The 18550-nt window shown below is 73.4% G+C and carries 18 protein-coding genes; 1 reads left to right on the top strand and 17 read right to left on the bottom strand.

Features of this window, described 5'->3' with window-relative positions:
- Nucleotides 1-549, bottom strand: a complete 549-nt coding sequence (locus tag ACPPVO_RS17620) for a hypothetical protein (RefSeq protein ID WP_426512282.1) — start codon at nt 547-549, stop codon at nt 1-3.
- Between the two features lie 397 nt (nt 550-946).
- Nucleotides 947-1516 (bottom strand): TetR/AcrR family transcriptional regulator, encoded by a 570-nt coding sequence (locus ACPPVO_RS17615; protein WP_426512281.1) that lies wholly within the window; start codon nt 1514-1516, stop codon nt 947-949.
- A 67-nt stretch (nt 1517-1583) separates the two neighbouring features.
- On the opposite strand from ACPPVO_RS17615, the gene ACPPVO_RS17610 reads away from it, so the two are divergent.
- Nucleotides 1584-2612, top strand: coding sequence for an aldo/keto reductase (locus ACPPVO_RS17610; RefSeq protein ID WP_426512280.1), 1029 nt, complete (start codon nt 1584-1586; stop codon nt 2610-2612).
- 206 nt (nt 2613-2818) lie between these two features.
- Here the strand turns inward: ACPPVO_RS17610 and ACPPVO_RS17605 are convergent, their stop codons facing one another.
- From ACPPVO_RS17605 to ACPPVO_RS17535, 15 genes are all read right to left on the bottom strand, one after another.
- Nucleotides 2819-3514, bottom strand: a complete 696-nt coding sequence (locus ACPPVO_RS17605; protein WP_426512279.1) for a GntR family transcriptional regulator — start codon at nt 3512-3514, stop codon at nt 2819-2821.
- Complete coding sequence (locus tag ACPPVO_RS17600) at nt 3511-4308, bottom strand: DUF4438 domain-containing protein (protein ID WP_426512278.1); 798 nt, start codon at nt 4306-4308, stop codon at nt 3511-3513. The genes ACPPVO_RS17605 and ACPPVO_RS17600 overlap by 4 nt, the downstream gene beginning before the upstream one ends.
- 2 nt (nt 4309-4310) lie before the next feature.
- A complete protein-coding gene (locus tag ACPPVO_RS17595) occupies nt 4311-5171 on the bottom strand; it encodes a DUF4438 domain-containing protein (protein WP_426512277.1) in 861 nt (286 codons plus the stop codon).
- 174 nt (nt 5172-5345) lie between these two features.
- A complete protein-coding gene (locus ACPPVO_RS17590; protein WP_426512276.1) occupies nt 5346-6701 on the bottom strand; it encodes a TldD/PmbA family protein in 1356 nt (451 codons plus the stop codon).
- The gene (locus ACPPVO_RS17585) at nt 6701-8176 is read right to left on the bottom strand and encodes a TldD/PmbA family protein (protein WP_426512275.1); all 1476 of its coding nucleotides are present in this window, start codon (nt 8174-8176) and stop codon (nt 6701-6703) included. The genes ACPPVO_RS17590 and ACPPVO_RS17585 overlap by 1 nt, the downstream gene beginning before the upstream one ends.
- Complete coding sequence (locus ACPPVO_RS17580) at nt 8173-9300, bottom strand: Gfo/Idh/MocA family protein (protein ID WP_426512274.1); 1128 nt, start codon at nt 9298-9300, stop codon at nt 8173-8175. The genes ACPPVO_RS17585 and ACPPVO_RS17580 overlap by 4 nt, the downstream gene beginning before the upstream one ends.
- A 28-nt stretch (nt 9301-9328) precedes the next feature.
- Complete coding sequence (locus tag ACPPVO_RS17575; protein WP_426512273.1) at nt 9329-10255, bottom strand: ABC transporter permease; 927 nt, start codon at nt 10253-10255, stop codon at nt 9329-9331.
- Between the two features lies 1 nt (nt 10256).
- Entirely contained in the window at nt 10257-11156 is a 900-nt protein-coding gene (locus ACPPVO_RS17570) for an ABC transporter permease (protein WP_426512272.1), read from the bottom strand.
- Nucleotides 11140-11955, bottom strand: a complete 816-nt coding sequence (locus tag ACPPVO_RS17565; protein WP_426512271.1) for an ATP-binding cassette domain-containing protein — start codon at nt 11953-11955, stop codon at nt 11140-11142. Before ACPPVO_RS17565 ends, ACPPVO_RS17570 begins: the two co-directional genes overlap by 17 nt.
- Complete coding sequence (locus ACPPVO_RS17560; protein ID WP_426512270.1) at nt 11948-12925, bottom strand: ABC transporter ATP-binding protein; 978 nt, start codon at nt 12923-12925, stop codon at nt 11948-11950. Before ACPPVO_RS17560 ends, ACPPVO_RS17565 begins: the two co-directional genes overlap by 8 nt.
- A gap of 106 nt (nt 12926-13031) precedes the next feature.
- Nucleotides 13032-14657, bottom strand: coding sequence for an ABC transporter substrate-binding protein (locus ACPPVO_RS17555; RefSeq protein ID WP_426512269.1), 1626 nt, complete (start codon nt 14655-14657; stop codon nt 13032-13034).
- A gap of 19 nt (nt 14658-14676) precedes the next feature.
- Nucleotides 14677-15801: a pyridoxal phosphate-dependent aminotransferase gene (locus ACPPVO_RS17550; protein ID WP_426512268.1), complete on the bottom strand. Its 1125-nt coding sequence runs from the start codon at nt 15799-15801 to the stop codon at nt 14677-14679.
- Nucleotides 15798-16568, bottom strand: a complete 771-nt coding sequence (locus ACPPVO_RS17545; RefSeq protein ID WP_426512267.1) for an SDR family oxidoreductase — start codon at nt 16566-16568, stop codon at nt 15798-15800. The genes ACPPVO_RS17550 and ACPPVO_RS17545 overlap by 4 nt, the downstream gene beginning before the upstream one ends.
- The gene (locus ACPPVO_RS17540) at nt 16565-17464 is read right to left on the bottom strand and encodes a dihydrodipicolinate synthase family protein (RefSeq protein ID WP_426512266.1); all 900 of its coding nucleotides are present in this window, start codon (nt 17462-17464) and stop codon (nt 16565-16567) included. The genes ACPPVO_RS17545 and ACPPVO_RS17540 overlap by 4 nt, the downstream gene beginning before the upstream one ends.
- 9 nt (nt 17465-17473) lie before the next feature.
- The gene (locus ACPPVO_RS17535) at nt 17474-18463 is read right to left on the bottom strand and encodes a D-2-hydroxyacid dehydrogenase (RefSeq protein ID WP_426512265.1); all 990 of its coding nucleotides are present in this window, start codon (nt 18461-18463) and stop codon (nt 17474-17476) included.
- Nucleotides 18464-18550: the final 87 nt, after the last annotated feature.

Genomic DNA, 18550 nt, shown 5'->3' with positions numbered 1-18550 from the left:
TCAGGCCCGCCGCCGGCGCACCAGGGCCACGCCGAGCACCCCGGCCAGGGCGGCCCCGCCCACGGAGTAGATGACCGGCGCGGACACGGGCCCGCCGCCCAGGGTGCTGCCGTCGCCGGTGTTCACCCCGCCCGCGGGCACCGAGCCGGCCGCGGCGCCGGAGACCATCCCGCAGGTGGCCGGGTCGGTCGCCTCCTCGGGGATGTTGGGCACGCCGAGGGACTTGGCGAACGTGGACTCGCTGAGGGCGTCCAGGTCGTACTTGCCGTTGCGGTTCGCGTCGATGCCGTGCTGCACGATGTGCAGGTCGTGCAGGTGCGCGATGTTGCCCGCGGGCAGCTCGGCGGCCGGGATCGTGCGCTCGTAGGTCAGCTCGCCCCGCGCGTCGGCCGCCGGCATCCGGTCGACCGCGAGCCCGCTGGCCTTCGTGGTGTCTCCGGTGGTGGTCAGCGAGATGAAGATGTCGCCGTACATCGGCAGCCCCTCTTCGGTGCTGACGTACCCGTTGTGGTTCGTGTCGGCGGACTTGTCGGGGCAGTGGAAGTCCATGGCCCCCGGCCGAGCCGTGGATGTGCTGCGCGTGCGGCGAGTTCGGGGTCATCCCGGTGGAGTGGATGGCGATCTTCAGGTCCCCGGCGTCGGTCGCCGTCAGCGTGGCGGTGCCGTGCGCGCCGGTCGTGTTGAGGTCCAGCAGCTCGACCTGCACCGACTCGGCGGCGAAGGCCGGGCTCGGCAGGGCCAGCACGACGGCCGCGGGCAGTGCGGCGATCGCCAGGAACTTCGTGGACTGTCGCATGTGGAGGCTCATCTCCCAACGAGAAGGGCACCCGGCCCATGCCGCCGCGGCCGACCACGCGCAGCAGCCGGTACCGCCCGCCGACCACTCCGGCGACTCCACCGTCCAAGGCCATCCCCGGCATTCGGGGCCGGCCCGGCCGCGGATTGGTCAGGGCCGGGATCCGGCCCCGAAGCGCAGGCCGTCGATGAGCAGGTCGACCATGCGCCGGTCGGCGGCCGGGTCGACGCCGGTGCACAGGCGCGACACCGCGTGCAGGATGTGCATCGGCGCCACGTCGGCGCGGACCTCGCCCGCCTCCGCCGCGGCCGCCAGCAGCCCGGCCAGCGCCGGCTCGAAGCGCTGCTGGAAGTACGCGGGCAGCGGCTCGAAGGCCGGGTTGCCGGAGTGCAGGGCCGAGTGCAGGCCGCGCTTGGCGCTCACGAACCCGGTGAAGCGGTGCAGCCAGCGCACGAGCGCCTCCAGGGGAGGGTGCTCGGCGGCGAGGACCTCCGCGGTGCCGGCGCACGCGTCGACCTCGTGCCGGAAGACCGCGGTGACCAGGTCGGAGCGCTCCGGGAAGTGGCGGTAGAACGTGGCCAGGCCGACGCCCGCCCGGGCCGCGATCTCGCGCACGGGCGCGTCGACGCCGGACTCCGCGAAGACCTCGCGCGCGGCCTCGACCAGCGCGTCGAAGTTGCGCCGGGCGTCCGCGCGCTTGCTGGGCGGTTGCGGTTGCATAAGTGAGAAGACGTTCCGTATCGTAGTAACTGATAAAGCGTTCCACTTAGCGTACAGGAGGACCGCGATGCGTTACCGCACGCTCGGCCGCACCGGCATCCAGGTCAGCCCCTACTGCCTCGGCGCGATGATGTTCGGCGCCATCGGCAACCCCGACCACGACGACGCGATCCGGATCATCCACAAGGCCCTGGACTCGGGCATCAACTTCGTCGACACCGCCGACGTGTACTCCCGCGGCGAGTCCGAGGAGATCGTCGGCAAGGCGCTCAAGGGCCGCCGGGAGCACGTGGTGCTCGCCACCAAGGTCAACGGGGCCATGGGCGAGGACCCCAACCAGCGCGGCACCTCGCGGCGCTGGATCATGGCCGAGGTCGAGCACTCGCTGCGGCGGCTGCAGACCGACTACATCGACCTCTACCAGGTGCACCGGCTCGACCCCGACGTGGAGCTCGAGGAGACCCTGTCCGCGCTCACCGACCTGGTGCGCAGCGGCAAGGTGCGGGCGATCGGCTCGTCCACCTTCCCCGCCTCGGCGATCGTCGAGGCGCAGTGGGCCGCCGAGCGGCGGGGGCTGCAGCGGTACCGCACCGAGCAGCCGCCGTACTCCATCCTCGACCGCGGCATCGAGCGCGAGATCCTGCCCGTCACGCAGCGGTACGGCATGGGCACGCTCGTCTGGAGCCCGCTCGCCCAGGGCATGCTCACGGGCCGGTTCCGCAAGGGCCGGGACGCCGGTACCCACCGCAGCGGGCTGCCCTTCAAGCACTACCGCGACGAGCGCCGCCTCGACGCCGTCGAGGCGCTGATCCCCCTCGCGGAGAAGGCCGGGCTGTCGCTGACCCACTTCGCGATGGCGTTCGCGGTCGCCCACCCGGGCGTCACGTCGGCCATCATCGGGCCGCGCACCATGGAGCAGCTCGACGACCTGCTCGCCGGGGCCGGCGCGACCCTGGACGACGCGATCCTGGACGAGATCGACGCCGTCGTCCCGCCCGGCACCGACGTGGGCCGCCTCGACATGGCGTACAACCCGCCCGAGATGCAGCAGGCGGCCCTGCGCCGCCGCCCGCCGGCCGAGCGGACGGCGGGCTAGGCTCTGTCCTGCCGATCATGTCGAGCCGAGACGAGGTCCAGATTTCGCCTGCGTGTGCCCCGCGGAGGCCTGGCTACCGGTGTTGTAACCCGGCCTTCGCGGGGTGCGCGCAGCGCCTTGGGCGGGCCGGCTTGGCGCAGCGCGCCGGGCCGGCCTGGGCGAGGGTCTGGGCCCGGCGCAGGCCGGCATGATCGGCAGGACAGGGCCTAAGCCGGGCGGCCCTTCGCCTCCAGCACCGCGGACGACAGGACGCCCGCCTCGGCCATGCTGTCCACGGCCCCGAGGTAGTGCTCCTCCAGCATCTGCACGATCGCCTCGCCCGAGCCGACGCGGAAGATGTCGACCACGTACTGGTGGCGGCGCACCGCCTCGTCCAGCCCGATGTGCTGGCGGTCGATCGACGAGCGCATGAGGGCGCCCATCTGGGCGTCCAGGGTGCGCCACAGCGCGGCCAGGCGCTGCTTGCCCGCGGCGTCGATGATGCAGCCGTGGAACTCGGTGTCGAGGTCGATCATGGTGGCCACGTCGCCGTCGGCGGCCACGTCGGCCATCCGGTCCACGACCTGCTGCATGCGGGCGAGCACGCCGTCCTTGCTGCCGGTGATGCAGCGGACCGCGCCGGCCTCCAGGACGAAGCGGGCATAGCAGGCGTCGCGGATGTCCTCGTAGGACATGCGCGTCACGATGCTGTGCCGCCGCGGCGAGATGTCCACCAGCCCGTCGACGCTGAGCTGGCGCAGCGCCTCCCGGACGGTCGAGCGGCTGACCCCGAGCTCCTCGGCCAGCGGCGCCTCGACGAGGCGCTGCCCGGCTTCGTACTCGTTGTTGAGGATCTTGCGCCGGAGCACGAGGTACACCGCCTCGGGCAGCGACCGGTGCAGGAACATGCCGGGGTCGGTCATGGCCGGAAGTCTAGGTCGTCGGCCCGCAGGCCGAGGTGCTGGTCGCCGTCGACCCCGACCGGCAGCGCGGCCACCGGGCCGCACAGCAGCGGCATCAGGCCGGGGCCGTGGCCGGGCTGCGGGCTGCCGCCGTGCACGATCACGCCGACCGTGCGCCAGCCGCGGCGGTACCCGGCGTTGTGCCGCACGTCGAGGTCGTCCACGGCCACGAAGTCGCCCAGCCGCAGGCCCGGCGGGACCTCCTGCAGGTCGAGGTCCCACATCTGGGCCGGGCGGCCGATGCCGTTGCCGACGACCGAGGACGGGACGATCCCGCGGACGCCGAGCGGCAGCGCGAGCCGCGGCAGCATCCGGGGGTCGGTGTTGACGAGGAACAGCCCGGGCAGCGTGGCGCCCTGGCCGTGGGCGCGCACGGCGATCGCGTCGCCCGGCAGGAGCTGGGCCAGCACGTCGTCGGGGAAGACGACGATGACCCGGCCCTCCTCGCCGCGCTTGCCCAGCACCGTGCCCCGGGCCCCGGCGGCGGCGCCGGTGCGCACGACGGCCTCGTTGCCCAGGCACGCGAAGGCGGTGAGCGCGTGCCGGGCGGCCTGGTCGCGGTGCTCGAGGGTGACGCCGGGGGCCGCGTGGTCGGCGTCGTGGTCGAAGACCCCGTCGCCGAGGCGGACCCCGAGCACCACGCCCGCGGAGCCGATCGGCACGTACGGGGCGCCGTCGGCGTCGACGAGGTACGGCGAGGACCCCATCGTCGGGGTCTCCACCGCCCCCGTCAGGTTCATGGCGACCGTGTTCACAATCAGACTCCCAGTCGTGAAAGGTTCGCGTCCGCGTCGTCGACGATCGCGAACGCCTCCGCCGGGCCGCTGAGGATGGTGCTGGGCCCGGGGCCGTGGCCGAACAGGCGGCAGTGGCCGGTGCTGATGACGCCGACGGTGAGGTACCCCCGGCGGAAACCGCGCCCGAAGCGGTGGTCCTGGTCCTCCAGCACGACGAGGTCGCCGAGGCGCAGGGACTCCAGGCCCAGGGACAGGTCGTCGGCCTGCCCGGCGTAGGCCCCCATGAGGTCGGTGTTGGCGAACTCCGACACCATCCCGGCGCCGGCCCCGACCGCGGCGGCGGGCACCCGCGCGGCCACCCCGACCTCGAGCCGCCCGTCGGCGCGGGTGGCGATCGGCAGCGCGTCGAGCAGCGCCGGGTCGAGGTTCTTGGCCACCACGGCCGGGTGGTCGAGCAGCTTCAGCCCCTGCCCGGTGGCGGCGACGCTGACCCGGTCGCCCGAGCTGACCAGCGCGAGCCGATCCTCGGGGAGGTCGACGAGGACGTACGCGTGCTGCCCGGTCACCCGCCCCACGGCGCCCGCCGCCGGGCCGCTGCGCACGGTGACGAGGTTGCCGACGCAGGACAGGAACTGCAGGGCCATGTTCGCGCCGGGGTCGGCGGCCCGCACCGACAGGCCCGGCTCCAGATGGTCGCTCGCGTAGCCGGTCGCGGGGTCGCCGGGGTGCGCGCCGAGCGTGACCCCGCCCATGCCGGGCAGCAGGAACGGGGTGCCGTCGGCGTCGACGCGGAAGCCGTGCCGGTCCGCGAGGGCCGGCCACACCTCGCCCGCGAGGATCTGCGTGACGAGCCGTTCGCGGTTGGTACGCACTCCGCTCATGCCGTCACCTCCGCTGCGCTCCGGCAACGGCATGACGAGAGCTGAGCTTCATGATGAGCGGCCACTCCGCTTCGCTGCGTACCGCTCATGCCGTCACCTCCGCTGCGCTCCGGCAACGGCATGACGAGAGCTGAGCTTCATGATGAGCGGCCACTCCGCTTCGCTGCGTACCGCTCATGCGGCGGCCCCGAAGCGGAAGCCGTGGCCACGCATGGCGGGCGCGCTCACGGCGCCGTTCCACACGTTCATGACCGGCTGGGAGCGCACGGTACGGCCGACGCCGTCGACGGTCGCGAGCAGGTCGAGGACGGAGTGGGTGAACCGGGCCCCGGCCACGGGCGCGGCGAGGCGCCCGTTCTCGATGAGGAAGCAGCCGTCGCGGCTGACCCCGGTGATGGTGCCCGCCACCCGGTCGACGAGCCGGGTGTACCAGAAGCGCTGCACGTACAGGCCGCGCTCGACCCCGGCGATGAGCTCCTCCTCCGTGTGCGGGCCCGGGCTCAGCACGATGTTCGCCGCGACCGGGCTCGGCGGCTCCTCCCGGGCCACGTGCGCGTGCCCGGTCGAGGCCGAACCGAGCGCCCGCGCGCTGGCCAGGTCGGTGACGGCGGCGCCGACGAGCCCGCCGGTCAGCAGCGGCACCACCGACTTCGGGGTGCCCTCCAGGTCGAAGCCGATCGGCAGCCCGTAGGGCGAGGTGGCGTCGTCGGCGACGTTCACGAGGGTGGACGCGACCCGCTCGCCGCGCCGGTTGGCGACCAGCCCGACGCCGGCCGCGGCGAGCTCGCCGGAGAAGCCGAACGCCTCCAGGAACCCGAGCAGCTCCCCGGCCGCCTGCGGGCCGAGCACGACGGTGTAGTGGCCGTCGGGCAGCGGGCCGCGGCCCCGCCCGGCGACCGCCTCGCGGACGGTGCGCGCCACGGACCGCTCGGCGTCGAGCGCCGCGGCCGAGCGGTGCAGGTCGATCCAGTGCGAGGTGCCCTCGTCGACGGTCGCGGTGAGGCTGCCGATCGCCTCGGTGGCCCGGGTGTGGTGCGCGACCCCGGCGCTGTTGACGACCGCGAGCTGGGTGACGGCCCGGCCGAACATCCCGGCCGCGTGCCCGCCGGCCGCCTCGGCCCGCGCCATGGTGGCGGCGGCGAGGGCCGCGCGGGCGCCGGCGTCGAAGGCCGCGGTGTCGTCGTGCCAGAGCTCGAGCTCCGGCACCGCGGCCGGCGCGGCGATGGTCGCCGTGCCCGGGCCCCCGGCGCTCTTGGCGAGCGCGCGGGCCAGCTCGGCGGCGCGGGCCACGGCGGCGTCGAGGCCGCCGAGGACGCCTGTCGCGGCCCGGGCGGCGTGCCCGTCGACCAGGGCGCGCACGGTGTACTGCGTCTCGGTGATGTCCTGCGGCTGGTGCACGCGGCCGCCGGCGAAGCGGGTGTACTCCCCCGCCTTGCCCAGCAGCGCGATCTCCACCGCGTCGGCGCCGGCGGCCGAGGCGGCCCGCTCCAGCGCCGGGACGAGCCGGTCGGGGTCGACTGGGGTACGCATCACGCGACTCCGATCCTGAGGCCGCGCACGAGCATCGGCGCGGCGCCGTGGCTGAGGAAGCCCCACTGCTTCGGCTCGCCCTTGCCGCACGGGTAGCCGAACGCGCGGAACTCCGACGGGCCGGCGACCGCCTCGACCGAGCCCCAGAACTGCGGGGTGACGCCGCCGTAGGAGAAGTTCTTCAGCAGCCGGCCGCGCCGCCCGCCCTTGACCTCGTAGACGACCTCGGTGCCGAACTGGAAGTTGAGCCGCTGGTTGTCGATCGACCAGCTGCGGTTGTCGTCGATGTAGTAGCCGTCGCCCATCCGCGCGAGGAGCTCGTCGAGGCTCCCGCCGGTGCCGGGCTGCAGGAACACGTGGGTGGCGAAGCAGACCGGCAGGTAGGCCCAGCCGTCGGAGCGGGCGGCGCCGGTGAGCGCGAGCCCGGACCGGGCCGCCGCGTCCCGGTTGGACAGCGTGTTGCGCACGATGCCCTCGTCGACGAGGTGGGTGGCGCGGGCCGGGGTGCCCTCGTCGTCGAAGGCGAAGCTGCCCCGGGTGCCCGGCACCGTCGGGTCGGAGGTGATGGTGACGGCCGGGGAGCCGTACCGCAGCGAGCCCACGTCGCCCGGCGTGATGAACGAGGTGCCGGCGTAGTTGGCCTCGTCGCCGAGCATCCGGTCGAGCTCGAGCGCGTGCCCGGACGACTCGTGGATCTGCAGCGACACCTGCTGTGCGCCGATGACGACGTCGGCGTGCCCGGACGGGGCGACCGGCGCGGTCAGCAGCGCCACCGCCTCCTCCCCGACCCGGGCGGCGTTGTCGAGCATGCGCAGCGAGGAGAGGTACTCCCACCCGGCCGCCGCGGTGTTGCCGTGGAACGAGTTCGGGTAGCTGCGCCGCTGCACGTCGCCGTGGCCGCTCGCGGTGACCACGAGCATCGCGCCGGTCTCGGTGAAGTGCTGGTGCTGGCGCGCGCCCTCGGTGTCGGCGTAGTGCCGGTGCTGCCGCTTGGCGTTGATGCCGGCCTGGGCCGCGGCCACCTCGGCGGGCGCGGTCGCGGCGGCCAGCCAGGCGGCGAGCAGCTCCTGCCGCCGCGCCGGGGCGACCGCGAACGGGTCCTGCTCCACCGCGGTCTCGTAGCGGCCGCTGACCGGCTCGCGGGGCGGGAGGTCGACCGGCTTGCCGCTGCCGGCGAGGGCGACGGCGACCCGGTGGGCCTGGACGGCGGCCGCCTCGGCGTCGGCGTGCTCGGCGAGCGGCCGGGCGGCGAAGCCCCACTGCCCGTCGACGAGCACGCGCACGCCGATGCCGATGTTGCCTTCGATCCGCTCGTCGGGGTCGGCGCCCTTCTGGACGTACGACCGCAGCTCCTCGGCTTCGATGAGCCGCGCGTCGGCGAACTGCACCCGCCCGGCGACGGCGCCGAGCGCGGAGTCGAGGATGCGGGCCGCGGCGGCGTCGTCGCCGAGCGACCCCCAGTCGTGTCCGCTCATGCGGCGTCCTCGGTCAGCGGCAGGGACACCCACGAGCGGGTGCGGAACGAGCGCTCGAACGCGTTGATGGTCTCCTGCACGAGCGCGCCCTGGCCGAAGTCGCCCTGGTTCTGCGGGCCGCCGGAGAGGATCTCCGTGGCGAAGTCGGCGCAGAGGTTGGAGTAGAACAGGAAGTCCCAGTCCTCGCGGGAGTGCCCGCCCTCGGGGAAGAACTCCTGGGGGATCTCCCGCTCGACGAACTCGACCTCCTGGCGGGTCGCGGTCTTGATGGTCTGGCAGATGCCGAACTCCTCGACCAGCCGCACGATGATCGCGCCCTCGGAGCCGTAGATGCGGGCCTCGATGCCGGGGAAGTTGCCGACGGTGACGTACGAGGACTGGATGGAGGCGAGCAGGCCCCCGCCGAACTCGGCGATCCACATGTCGCCGTCGTCGATGTTGAGCCGCTGCATGAGCCCGGTGTCGCGGACCATGCGCTCAGGCACGAAGTTGCGCATAGTGCCGACCACCGACTGCAGGTCGGCCCCGGCCCACCAGTGCATGATGTCGATGATCGGGGCGCCGTAGCCCTCGATGGACGAGGTGGCGATGACGTCGGGGTCGGCGTCCGGGTCGACCTGGCGCATCGGGGTGGCCGGGTCGATCCACTGGCTGTTCTGCTCGTACCCGTTGAAGACGTACGGCTGCCCGACGAAGCCGGTGTCGATGAGGTGCTTGGCGTACTGGATCGCCGGCGCGTAGCGGAACGTGAAGCCCAGCTTGGTCTTGAGCCCCTTGGCGTGGGCCAGCTCCGACAGCGCCCGGGTCCGGCGGTAGTCGTGGTGCACCGGCTTCTCGCAGAGCACGTGCTTGCCGGCGTCCAGCGCGGCGGCGGAGATCTCGAAGTGCGCGCGGTTCGCGGTGGCCACGTCGATCACGTCGATGCCCGGGTCGTCGAGCAGCTCGCGGTAGTCGGTGACGCGCTTGGCCACGTTGAACTTGTCGCCCGCCTCGTTGACGGTGGCCTCGTCGGTGTCGGCGACAGCCACGACCTCGACGCGGGAGTCGCGCTGCCAGCCGGGGATGTGCGCGCGCTGGGCCCAGCGGCCGGCGCCGACAACGGCGACGCGGAGTTTGTCAGTCATTACAAACGTTCCTTTCAAGGGGGTCGTGCTACCGCCGGACGCGGGGATCGATGGCGGCGTATGCAAGGTCGACGAGGAGGTTCATCAGGACGATGAAGAACGCGGCGAAGAGCACCGCGCCGGTGATCATCGGGATGTCGAGGGTGCCGATGGCGTCGAAGGTGAGCTTGCCGATGCCCGGCAGGCCGAAGACGGACTCGATGACGACGACGCCGCCGAGGAAGTAGCCCAGGTCCATGCCGAGCATGGTCAGCAGCGGGCTCAGGACGTTGCGCAGGCAGTGCCGCAGCAGCACGACCCGCTCCGGCATGCCCTTGGCCCGGGCCGTCTGCACGTACGGGCTGCGCAGCGCCTCGAGCATGTTCGTGCGGGTGAGCCGGGCGTACCAGGCGGCGCCGCCGAGGCCGAGGGTGAACCCGGGCAGGATCAGGTAGTTGAGGTACGGCGACTCGTAGCCGCTGAGCGGGAACACGCTGGACTTGTACGCCAGTGCGTACAACAGCAGCAGCCCGAGCCAGAACGGCGGGGCGGACAGGCCGACCAGCGACGTGAGCGTCACCGTGCGGTCCAGCAGGCCCTTGGGCCGGTAGGCGGCGACGATCCCGGCCGGGACGCCGAGCAGCACCTCGAACAGCACGCCGAGCAGGGCCACGGCCGCGCTGACCGGCAGCGCGCGCCAGATGGCGTCGCCGACCGACGTGCCCTGCAGGGCGTAGCTGACGCCGAGGTCGCCGTGCAGCACCTGGCGCAGGTAGGCCCAGTACTGGTAGCCGAGGCCGCGGTCGAGGCCGAGCTGGGTGTGGATGGAGGCGACGGTGGCGGGGCTGGCGTTGGGGCCGGCGATGAGCCGGGCCGGGTCGCCGGGCACCACGTGAGTCATGAAGAAGGCCAGGGTGACGACGCCGAAGAGCACGACGATCGCCTGGGGCAGCCGGCGCAGCAGGAAGCGGCTCATGTCAGCGACGCTCCGGGGCGGTCGGGTCGAGCAGGTCGCGCAGCCAGTCGCCGGCGAGGTTGAACGACAGGACGGTCAGCAGCAGGCAGACGCCGGGCGCGAAGAGCAGCCAGGGCGCGATCTGGAAGTACTCCTTGCCCTGCTCGATCATCTGGCCCCAGGAGGGGTCGGGCACCGGCACGCCGACGCCGAGGAACGACAGCGACGCCTCGATGAGGATCGACGAGGCCACGCCGAGGGTGGCGTACACGATGATCGTCGGCACGAGGTGCGGGAAGAGGTGCTTGCGCATGATCCTCCAGTGCGACAGGCCCAGGGTCCGCGCGGCCACGACGAACTCGCGCTCCTTGAGCGACAGCACGAGGCTGCGGATGATGCGCGCGAGGGCGGTCCAGTAGATGAGCGCGATGACCACGACGACGTTGCGGGCGCTCGGGCCGGTGACCGAGATCAGCGCGATGCAGAACAGCAGGATCGGGAACGACATCACCACGTCGGTGATCCGCATGAGCACCGTCTCGACCCAGCCGCCGAGGTAGCCGGCGACCAGCCCGACGAGCACGCCGAGGACGGTGGCCAGGCCGTTGGCGAGGATGCCGATGACGAGCGAGACCCGGGCGCCGTACAGCAGCCGGGACAGCACGTCGCGGCCGTTGGGGTCGGCGCCGAGCGGGAAGCCGCCGCCGGGGCCGACGGGCGCGCCGGTGGCCTGGAGCCCCTCCGGGTAGGTGGTCAGCGGCGGGTGTGGGGCCAGCAGCGGCGCCAGGATCGCGGCCAGGGCGAGCAGGACCAGCAGCGTGATGGAGACTAGCGCGGGCCAGTCGTGGCGCAGGCTGCGCCGGGCACGCCGCCAGAAGCCGGGCGCGGCGACCTCGCTGCCGACTTCAATGGGTACGGTCACGGCGTTGCCTCCTTCCGGAGCCGGGCTCGGGGATCGCGGCGATCAGCTCGCGGGTGTACTCGTGGGACGGCTGGGCGAACACGGCCTCGGCGGCGCCGGTCTCGACGATCCGGCCGCCCTGCATGATGGCGATGTCGTCGGCCATGAACCGCAGCGTCGACATGTCGTGCGAGATGAACAGGTAGGCCAGCCCGTCGGCCTCCTGCAGGTCCTTGAGCAGGTTGAGGATCTGGGCCCGGACCGACACGTCCAGCGCCGAGACCGCCTCGTCGCAGACGAGCACCTGCGGCCCGACCGCCAGGGCCCGGGCGATCGACACCCGCTGGCGCTGGCCGCCGGAGAGCTGGTGCGGGTAGCGGCCGGAGAAGCCGGACGGCAGCCCGACCCGGTCGAACAGCTCGCGGACGCGGACGGTGTGGTCGGGGCGGGGCACGCCGGCGGCGACGAGCGCCTCGGCCACGTTCTCGCCGACGGTGAGCCGCGGGTTGAGCGAGTCGTACGGGTCCTGGAACACCATCTGCATGTGCCGGCGGAACCGGCGCAGCCCGGCGCCGCGCAGGGTCGTCACCTCCTGCCCGCCGATGCGCACCGAGCCCGACGCGGGCTCGACGACCCGCATGAGGGCCCGGGCCACGCTGCTCTTGCCGGAGCCGGACTCGCCGGCCAGGCCCAGGGTGCGCCCGGGCGCAATGGCGAAGCTGATGGCGTCGACCGCGGTCAGCTCCTCGCGGCGCCAGCCGGTGCCGCGCTTGCGATAGGCGACGGTCAGGTCGCGGACGTCGACGGCGGGTTCAGTCACGGCCGCCCTCCAGGGGGAAGTGGCACGCGGCGGCGACGCCGGGTCCGGTCGGGCGCAGGGCGGGATCGGTGCTGCGGCACAGGTCCTGCGCGCGGGGGCAGCGGCCGGCGAACGCGCACATCCCGGACGGCACGTCGCCGAACGGCGGGGCGCCCGGGATCGTGGGCAGCCGCCGGGGCAGCGGCCCGCGCAGCCGCGGGATGCTCTCCAGCAGCGCCCGGGTGTACGGGTGGGTCGGCCGGGCCACGATCTCGTCGGTCGGGCCGGACTCGACGACCTGCCCGGCGTACATGATGAGGATCCGGTCGCAGAAGCTCGACACGACGCCGAGGTCGTGGCTGATGAGGACGGTCGCCGTGCCGTGGCGGTCGGTGAGCTCGTCGAGCAGGTCGAGCACCTGGGCCTGCACGGTGACGTCCAGCGCGGTGGTCGGCTCGTCGGCGACGATGAGCCGGGGCGTGCAGGCGGCCGCGATGGCGATGCACACGCGCTGGCGCATGCCGCCGCTGAACGCGTGCGGGTACTCCTTCAGCCGCCGCTCGGCGTCGCCGATGCCGACGGTGCGCAGCAGCCGGGCCGCCTCCTCCCGCGCGGCCGCCTTGCCCAGCCCGCGGTGGTGGCGCAGCCCCTCGGCGAGCTGGGTGCCGATCCGCAGCAGCGGATTGAGGCTCGACATCGGGTCCTGGAAGACCATGGCGATGTCGGCGCCGCGCCAGCGGGCCAGCCGCTTGGCGTCGAAGGCGAGCACGTCGGAGCCGTCGAAGCTGATCCGGCCGCCGACGCCCGCGGTCTGGGGCAGCAGCCGCATCACGGCCTGCGCCGTCACGGACTTGCCGGAGCCGGACTCGCCGACGATGCCGACCCGCTCGCCCGCGGCCACGGAGAACGAGACGCCGCGCACGGCGGCGGAGCGTTGCCCGTCGCGGTCGAAGTCGACGGTGAGGTCGTCCACCTCAAGAAGCGTTGTCACATGCGTGTCCTCAATCACAGACCTCGTCCGTGCAGACGCGGGTCGGCCGGCGACGGCGCTGTTGGGTCCCGCCGGAGCTCCTGCAAGCTCCGGCGGGAGCGCCGCGTCAGCGACCGGCCGTGCCCGTCGTCTTCCAGTAGTTGGTCATGTCCCAGCCCCAGATGGGCTGCGAGTGGTAGCCGCCGACGGTCTTGCCGAACACCTCGGTCTTGGAGCCGTAGTAGAGCGGCACCACCGGGTTGTCGGCGAGCATCGCCTTGGTGGCCTGGACGTACAGGGCGGTGGCGGCGTCGTTGTCCTTGGCCGCGAGCGCCTGGTTGACCAGGTCGTCGACGCTCTTGTTGCAGTAGAACGGGTAGTTCTGCCCGCCCGGGATGGCCGCCCCGCAGGACAGCAGCGCCTGGTAGAAGTCGCTGGCGTCGGGGTAGTCGGCGACCCAGAAGGTGAGCGTCATCGGCGCCTTGTTCGGCGTGCCGGCGAGGTCGAAGAAGGCGCTCTGCTGCACCGGCTTGGCGTCGACCGTGATGCCGATCTTGCCGAGGTCCTGCTGGAGCTGGGGCAGCAGCGCGGTCCAGGGCGAGGTGTTCCAGGAGTACATCGTGGTCGAGAAGCCGTTGGGGAAGCCGGCCTCGGCCAGCAGCTGCTTGGCCTTGGCGATGTCCTGGTCGTGGACGAGCTTGTCCTTGGTGTAGCCGGTGATGCCCGGCGGCAGGTACTCGTTGGCCACGCTGCCCTGCCCGGCGACGAGCTTGAGCAGGAAGCTGCGGTCGAAGGCGTACGAGACGGCCTCGCGCACCTTCGGGTTGTCGAACGGCGCCATCTGCGTGTTCATGGTCACGTAGTACGTCGACGGCTTCACGATCGTCTTGATCTGCGGCTTGAGCGACGCGTCGCCGGAGACGGTCAGGTAGTCCGCGGCCGGGATCGGGTCGCCCATCAGGTCGATGGAGCCCTTCTGCAGCGACAGCAGCTGCACGTGGGGGTCGACGCCGAGCTTCTCCACGACCTTGTCGACGTACGGCTTGGGCGCGTCCCAGTACTTCTGGTTGCGGTTGACCACGATCTCCTGGCCGGGCGTGAAGTGGTCCATCACGAACGGCCCGGAGCCGACCGGCTTGCTCGCGGTGCCCTGCTCGATGATCGACGCGTGCGGCATCGCCAGGACGTACTTGAACGAGCTGTTCGGCGCGGTGAGCTTGATCTGCACGGTGCCGTCGTCGACGGCGGCGATGCCGGCGAGCGTGCCGGTCGGGCTCTTGGCGTAGTCGGCGGCGCCGGCGACCCCGGTCCAGAAGCTCTGCACCGGCGACTTGGTGGCCGGGTCGAGGATGCGGGTCAGGGACCAGGCGACGTCCTTGGCCGTGACCGACTTGCCGTCGCTGAAGGTCATGCCGGAGCGGAGCTTGATGGTGTACGTCAGTCCGTCCGCACTCACCTCGGGCAGCGCGGTCGCGGCCTGCGGCTCGATGTTCATGGTGTCGCCGACGTAGTCGTAGAGCCGGTCGTACAGCATGCGCATGTTGTTCCAGCAGGTGGCGTCGTAGCACACCGCCGGGTCGAAGGTCTTGGGGTCGCTCTGGTAGGCCACGGTCATGGTGCCGCCGTAGCGGGCCTGATCGCTGCCGCCGGCGTTGGGGGTGGAGTCCTTGGCGTCGCCGCCGCCGCAGGCCGCGGTGAGCGCGACCACGCCGGCCGTGAGCGCCGCCAGGACGATTTTCCGTTGGGAAGGCATCCGAGCCTCCTTCGTTGTCTTACTGGGGGGATGGGGGTTGGGCGATGTTCGTCAGGCCGCGGACGATGTCGTCCGGGGCCGCCGCTAGGGAGAGCCGGACGTGGCCGGCTCCTTCCGCGCCGAACGCGGGGCCCGGCGCTACCGCGGTCCCGGTTCGGTGCAGCAGGTCCACTGGGGATACCTCGGTGCGCAGCCACAGGTAGAAGGCGCCCGCCGGGCGGGTGGCGGACAGGCCCAGCTCCAGCGCCGTGCGCAGGGCGATGTCCCGCCGGTCGCGGTAGGCGTCGCGCATGACCCGCACGGGGGTCTGGTCACCGGTGAGGGCGGCCACCGCCGCGTGCTGGGCCACGGTGTTGACGCAGGACACGGTGGCCTCCTGCACCCGGGCCAGGCCGGCCGCGAGCTCGGGGGTGGTGACCGCGTACCCGACCCGCCAGCCGGTCATCGCGTAGCTCTTCGACAGCGAGTACACGGTGACGGCCGGGACGCCGGGCGCGGCGGCGGCGAAGGGGACCGCCGGCCGGTCCAGCCACAGCTGGTCGTAGCACTCGTCGGAGACGACGACGAGGTTCCTCGCGGCCGCCCACTCCCCCACCGCCGCCAGCTGCCCGGCATCCCACTGGTAGCCGACCGGGTTGGACGGGGAGTTGACGAGGATCGCCCGGGTGCGCGGGCCGCGCAGGCTCTCGAGGTGGTCGTAGTCGGGGCCGTGGTTCGCCGCGGGGTCGAGGCGGTAGCCGCGCGGGACCGCGCCGAGCATGGTCGCCAGGGTCGAGAAGTTGGTCCAGCCCGGGTCCGGCACCAGGATCTCGTCGCCGGCGCCGAGCAGCGTGCGGTAGGCCGCGAACAGCGCCCCGACCCCGCCGGCGCTGACCACGATCCGGTCCGGTGCGGTGTTGCCGAGGCCGTTGTCGCGGGCGAGCTTGGCCGCGATCGCCTCGCGCAGGGCGGGCAGCCCGGTGCTGGGGCCGTACCTGGTGTGCCCGGCCCGCGCGGCCGTGTGCGCGGCCTCGACGATGTGCGCCGGGGTGGCGAAGTCGGGCTCGCCGAACTCGAGGTGGATCGCGCCCGGGACGGCCCAGGCGGCGTTGGCGATGGCCCGGATGCCCGACGCGGCGGTGCCGGCCACCTCGGCCGCGATCACGTGAGGCTCCGCATCAGGCCGCCGTCGCAGGACAGCAGGCTCGCGGTCACGTAGGACGCCTCCGGGGAGGCGAGGAAGCCCACGGCGGCCGCGAACTCCTCCGGCCGCCCGTAGCGCCCGGCCGGGATGCCGGCCATCGCGGCCGCTCGCACCGCGGCGACCTCGGCGCCGGTGCGCTCGGCCCGGGCCGCGTCCAGCGCCGCGACCCGCTCGGTGTCGATGCGGCCGGGGACGACCCCGTTGACGGTGACGCCGTCGCCGGCCACGAGCCGCCCGACCGTCTTGAGCCAGGCCGTCAGCGCGGCGCGGCCGCCGTTGGAGTAGGACAGGTCGGGCAGGGGCTCGCGCACCCCCGAGGAGAGCACGGCGACGATCCGGCCGGACCCGCGCTCGCGCATGCCGGGCAGCAGCCGCGTGGCGAGGTCGATCGGGGTCACCGTCAGCAGCTGCAGCGCGGCCCGCCAGCCGCCGGCGTCGGTGCGGTCGGCCGGCACCGGCGGCGGGCCGCCGGCGTTGAGCACGAGCACGTCCACGCGCCCGAGCCGGTCCAGGGCCGCCGTGGCGACGGCGGCCGCGCCGGCCGGGTCGGCGGCGTCGGCGCTGAGCGTGTGGACGGTGACGCCGTGGCGGGCGCGCACCTCGGCGGCGACCAGGTCGAGGCGTTCGGGGTTGCGGGCCCACAGCAGCAGGTCGTGGCCGCGGCGGCCCAGCTCGTGGGCGATGGCGGCGCCGAGGCCGGAGCTCGCCCCGCCGACGACGGCGGTCACGGGGAAACCTGCAGCGGCTCGGTCGCCGGGGTCAGGCCGACGCGGGCCAGCACGTCGTCGAGCTCGGCCAGCGTGGCCGCGTCCGGCAGCGGGGTGAGCGCGCGGGTGCGGGCGGTGGCGATGACGCCGCGGCGGCGCAGCACCTCCTTGCGGATGCCGAGGCCGACGCGGACCTGGCCCTCGAAGACGAGGTACGGCAGGAAGCGGTCGTTGATCCGGGCCGCGCCCGCGGTGTCCCCGGCCTCGTAGGCGAGACGGATGGCGCGCAGGATCTCCGGGTACGCGAAGCCGGTCATCGTGCCGGCGGCGCCGCGGCGCAGCTCGGAGTAGGCGCTGACGCCGCCGAGGCCGCCGAACACGGTGAGCCCGGGCCGCTGGGCGAGGAGCCGGCCGATCTTCGGCGGGGTCGGCGGGTCCTCCAGCTTCACCACCGTGCTGCCGGCGGCGTCCAGGGCCGCGAGGAGCGCGGAGACGGGGAGGGTCACGCCGGTCGCGGCCGGCTCGTCCTGCACGATCACTGGCAGCTCGCTCGCGATGCCCTTGTAGAACGCGCCGATCTGGTCGGTGTCCTTGAGCAGCGGCGGGGCCGAGACCATGACCGCGGCCGCGCCGGCCTCGGCGGCCCGGCGGGCGTTGGCCGCCACGATCGCGGCCGACGGCGCCGAGCACCCGACCGCGAACGGCACCTTCCCCCGCGCGGCCGCGGCCACGGTGCTCAGCACGGTCTCGCGCTCGCCCGCGGTGAGGTCGGCCGCCTCGCCCATGACGCCGAGGATGGTGATGCCGTCGACGCCCCAGCTCGCCGCGGCGGCGACGATCCGCTCCAGGCTCGCGGTGTCGACCTCGCCGCCCTCGGCGAACGGGGTGGGGCTGATGTACCAGGTTCCCCTGAGCATGACGCTCCTTCAGTAGCCGCGGTCGCGGTGGTAGAGGTTGCGCAGCGGCTCCCCGGCCAGGTGGCGGCGCAGGTTGTCGCAGAACAGGTCGGTGATCGCCGCGTTCTCGGTGGCGACGGTGGACGCCGAGTGCGGCGAGACCAGCACGGAGTCGAGGTCCCACAGCGGCGAGGCGGCCGGCAGCGGCTCGGCGGTGAACACGTCGAGCGCGGCGCCCGCGAGCCGCCCGCCGGTCAGCGCCGCCACGAGGGCCGGCTCGTCGACGACCGGGCCGCGCGAGATGTTGACGAGGATGGCCCCCTCCGGCAGCAGCTCCAGCTGCTTGGCCCCGATCAGCCCCTCGGTCTCGGGGGTGAGCGGGCAGCACAGGACGAGGACGTCGGTGGCGGGCAGCAGGTCGTCGAGCGCGGCGATGCGGTCGCGGCCGACGCCGGCGACGGTGCAGCCGAGGGCCTCGAAGGAGCGGGCGACCTGCCGGCCCATGCCGCCGACGCCGACGACGGTGACGGTCCGGCCGGCCAGCTGGGCGGTGGTGTACCGCTCCCAGCTCCGCGCGGCCTGGCGGCGGCGCAGCTCGGGGATGCCCTTGACGAAGTACAGCGCGCCGGCGACGGCGAACTCGGCGAGCGGGACGGCGTGGATGCCGGCCGCGGTGGTGAACGTGATGTCGCTGCGCTCCAGGCCGGTGCGCTGCACGAAGCCGCCGATGCCGGCGCTGGTGGCCTGCACCCAGCGCAGCCGGGGCGCCCGCTGCGCCAGTCGCGCCGGGTCCTGCCAGTCGAAGTCGAAGGAGACGTCGGCCCGGGCGAGCAGCCCTTCCCACCGTTGCCCCTGCGCGGCGCTCAGCGGGCGCGGGGTGCCGGTGTGGTCGCAGCGGTACCGCGGGACCGGCAGCAGCTCCGGCTCGTACAGGACCTCGACGCCCGGGGCCGCGGCCGCGATGCGGTCGACGTGCTCGGGCTCCAGGTAAGTGGCGATCAGCACCGCTGTGTGGGGCATGCCAGAACCTTAACGGTCGACCGCCGATTGTCGACAACCGACTTTCACCTGTTACCAGCTCTTTACATGATCCACCGCGGCCGGACC

Source organism: Dactylosporangium sp. McL0621, from assembly GCF_049995355.1.
Lineage (GTDB): Bacteria > Actinomycetota > Actinomycetes > Mycobacteriales > Micromonosporaceae > Dactylosporangium.
This window is presented reverse-complemented; position numbering and strand designations above follow the sequence as displayed.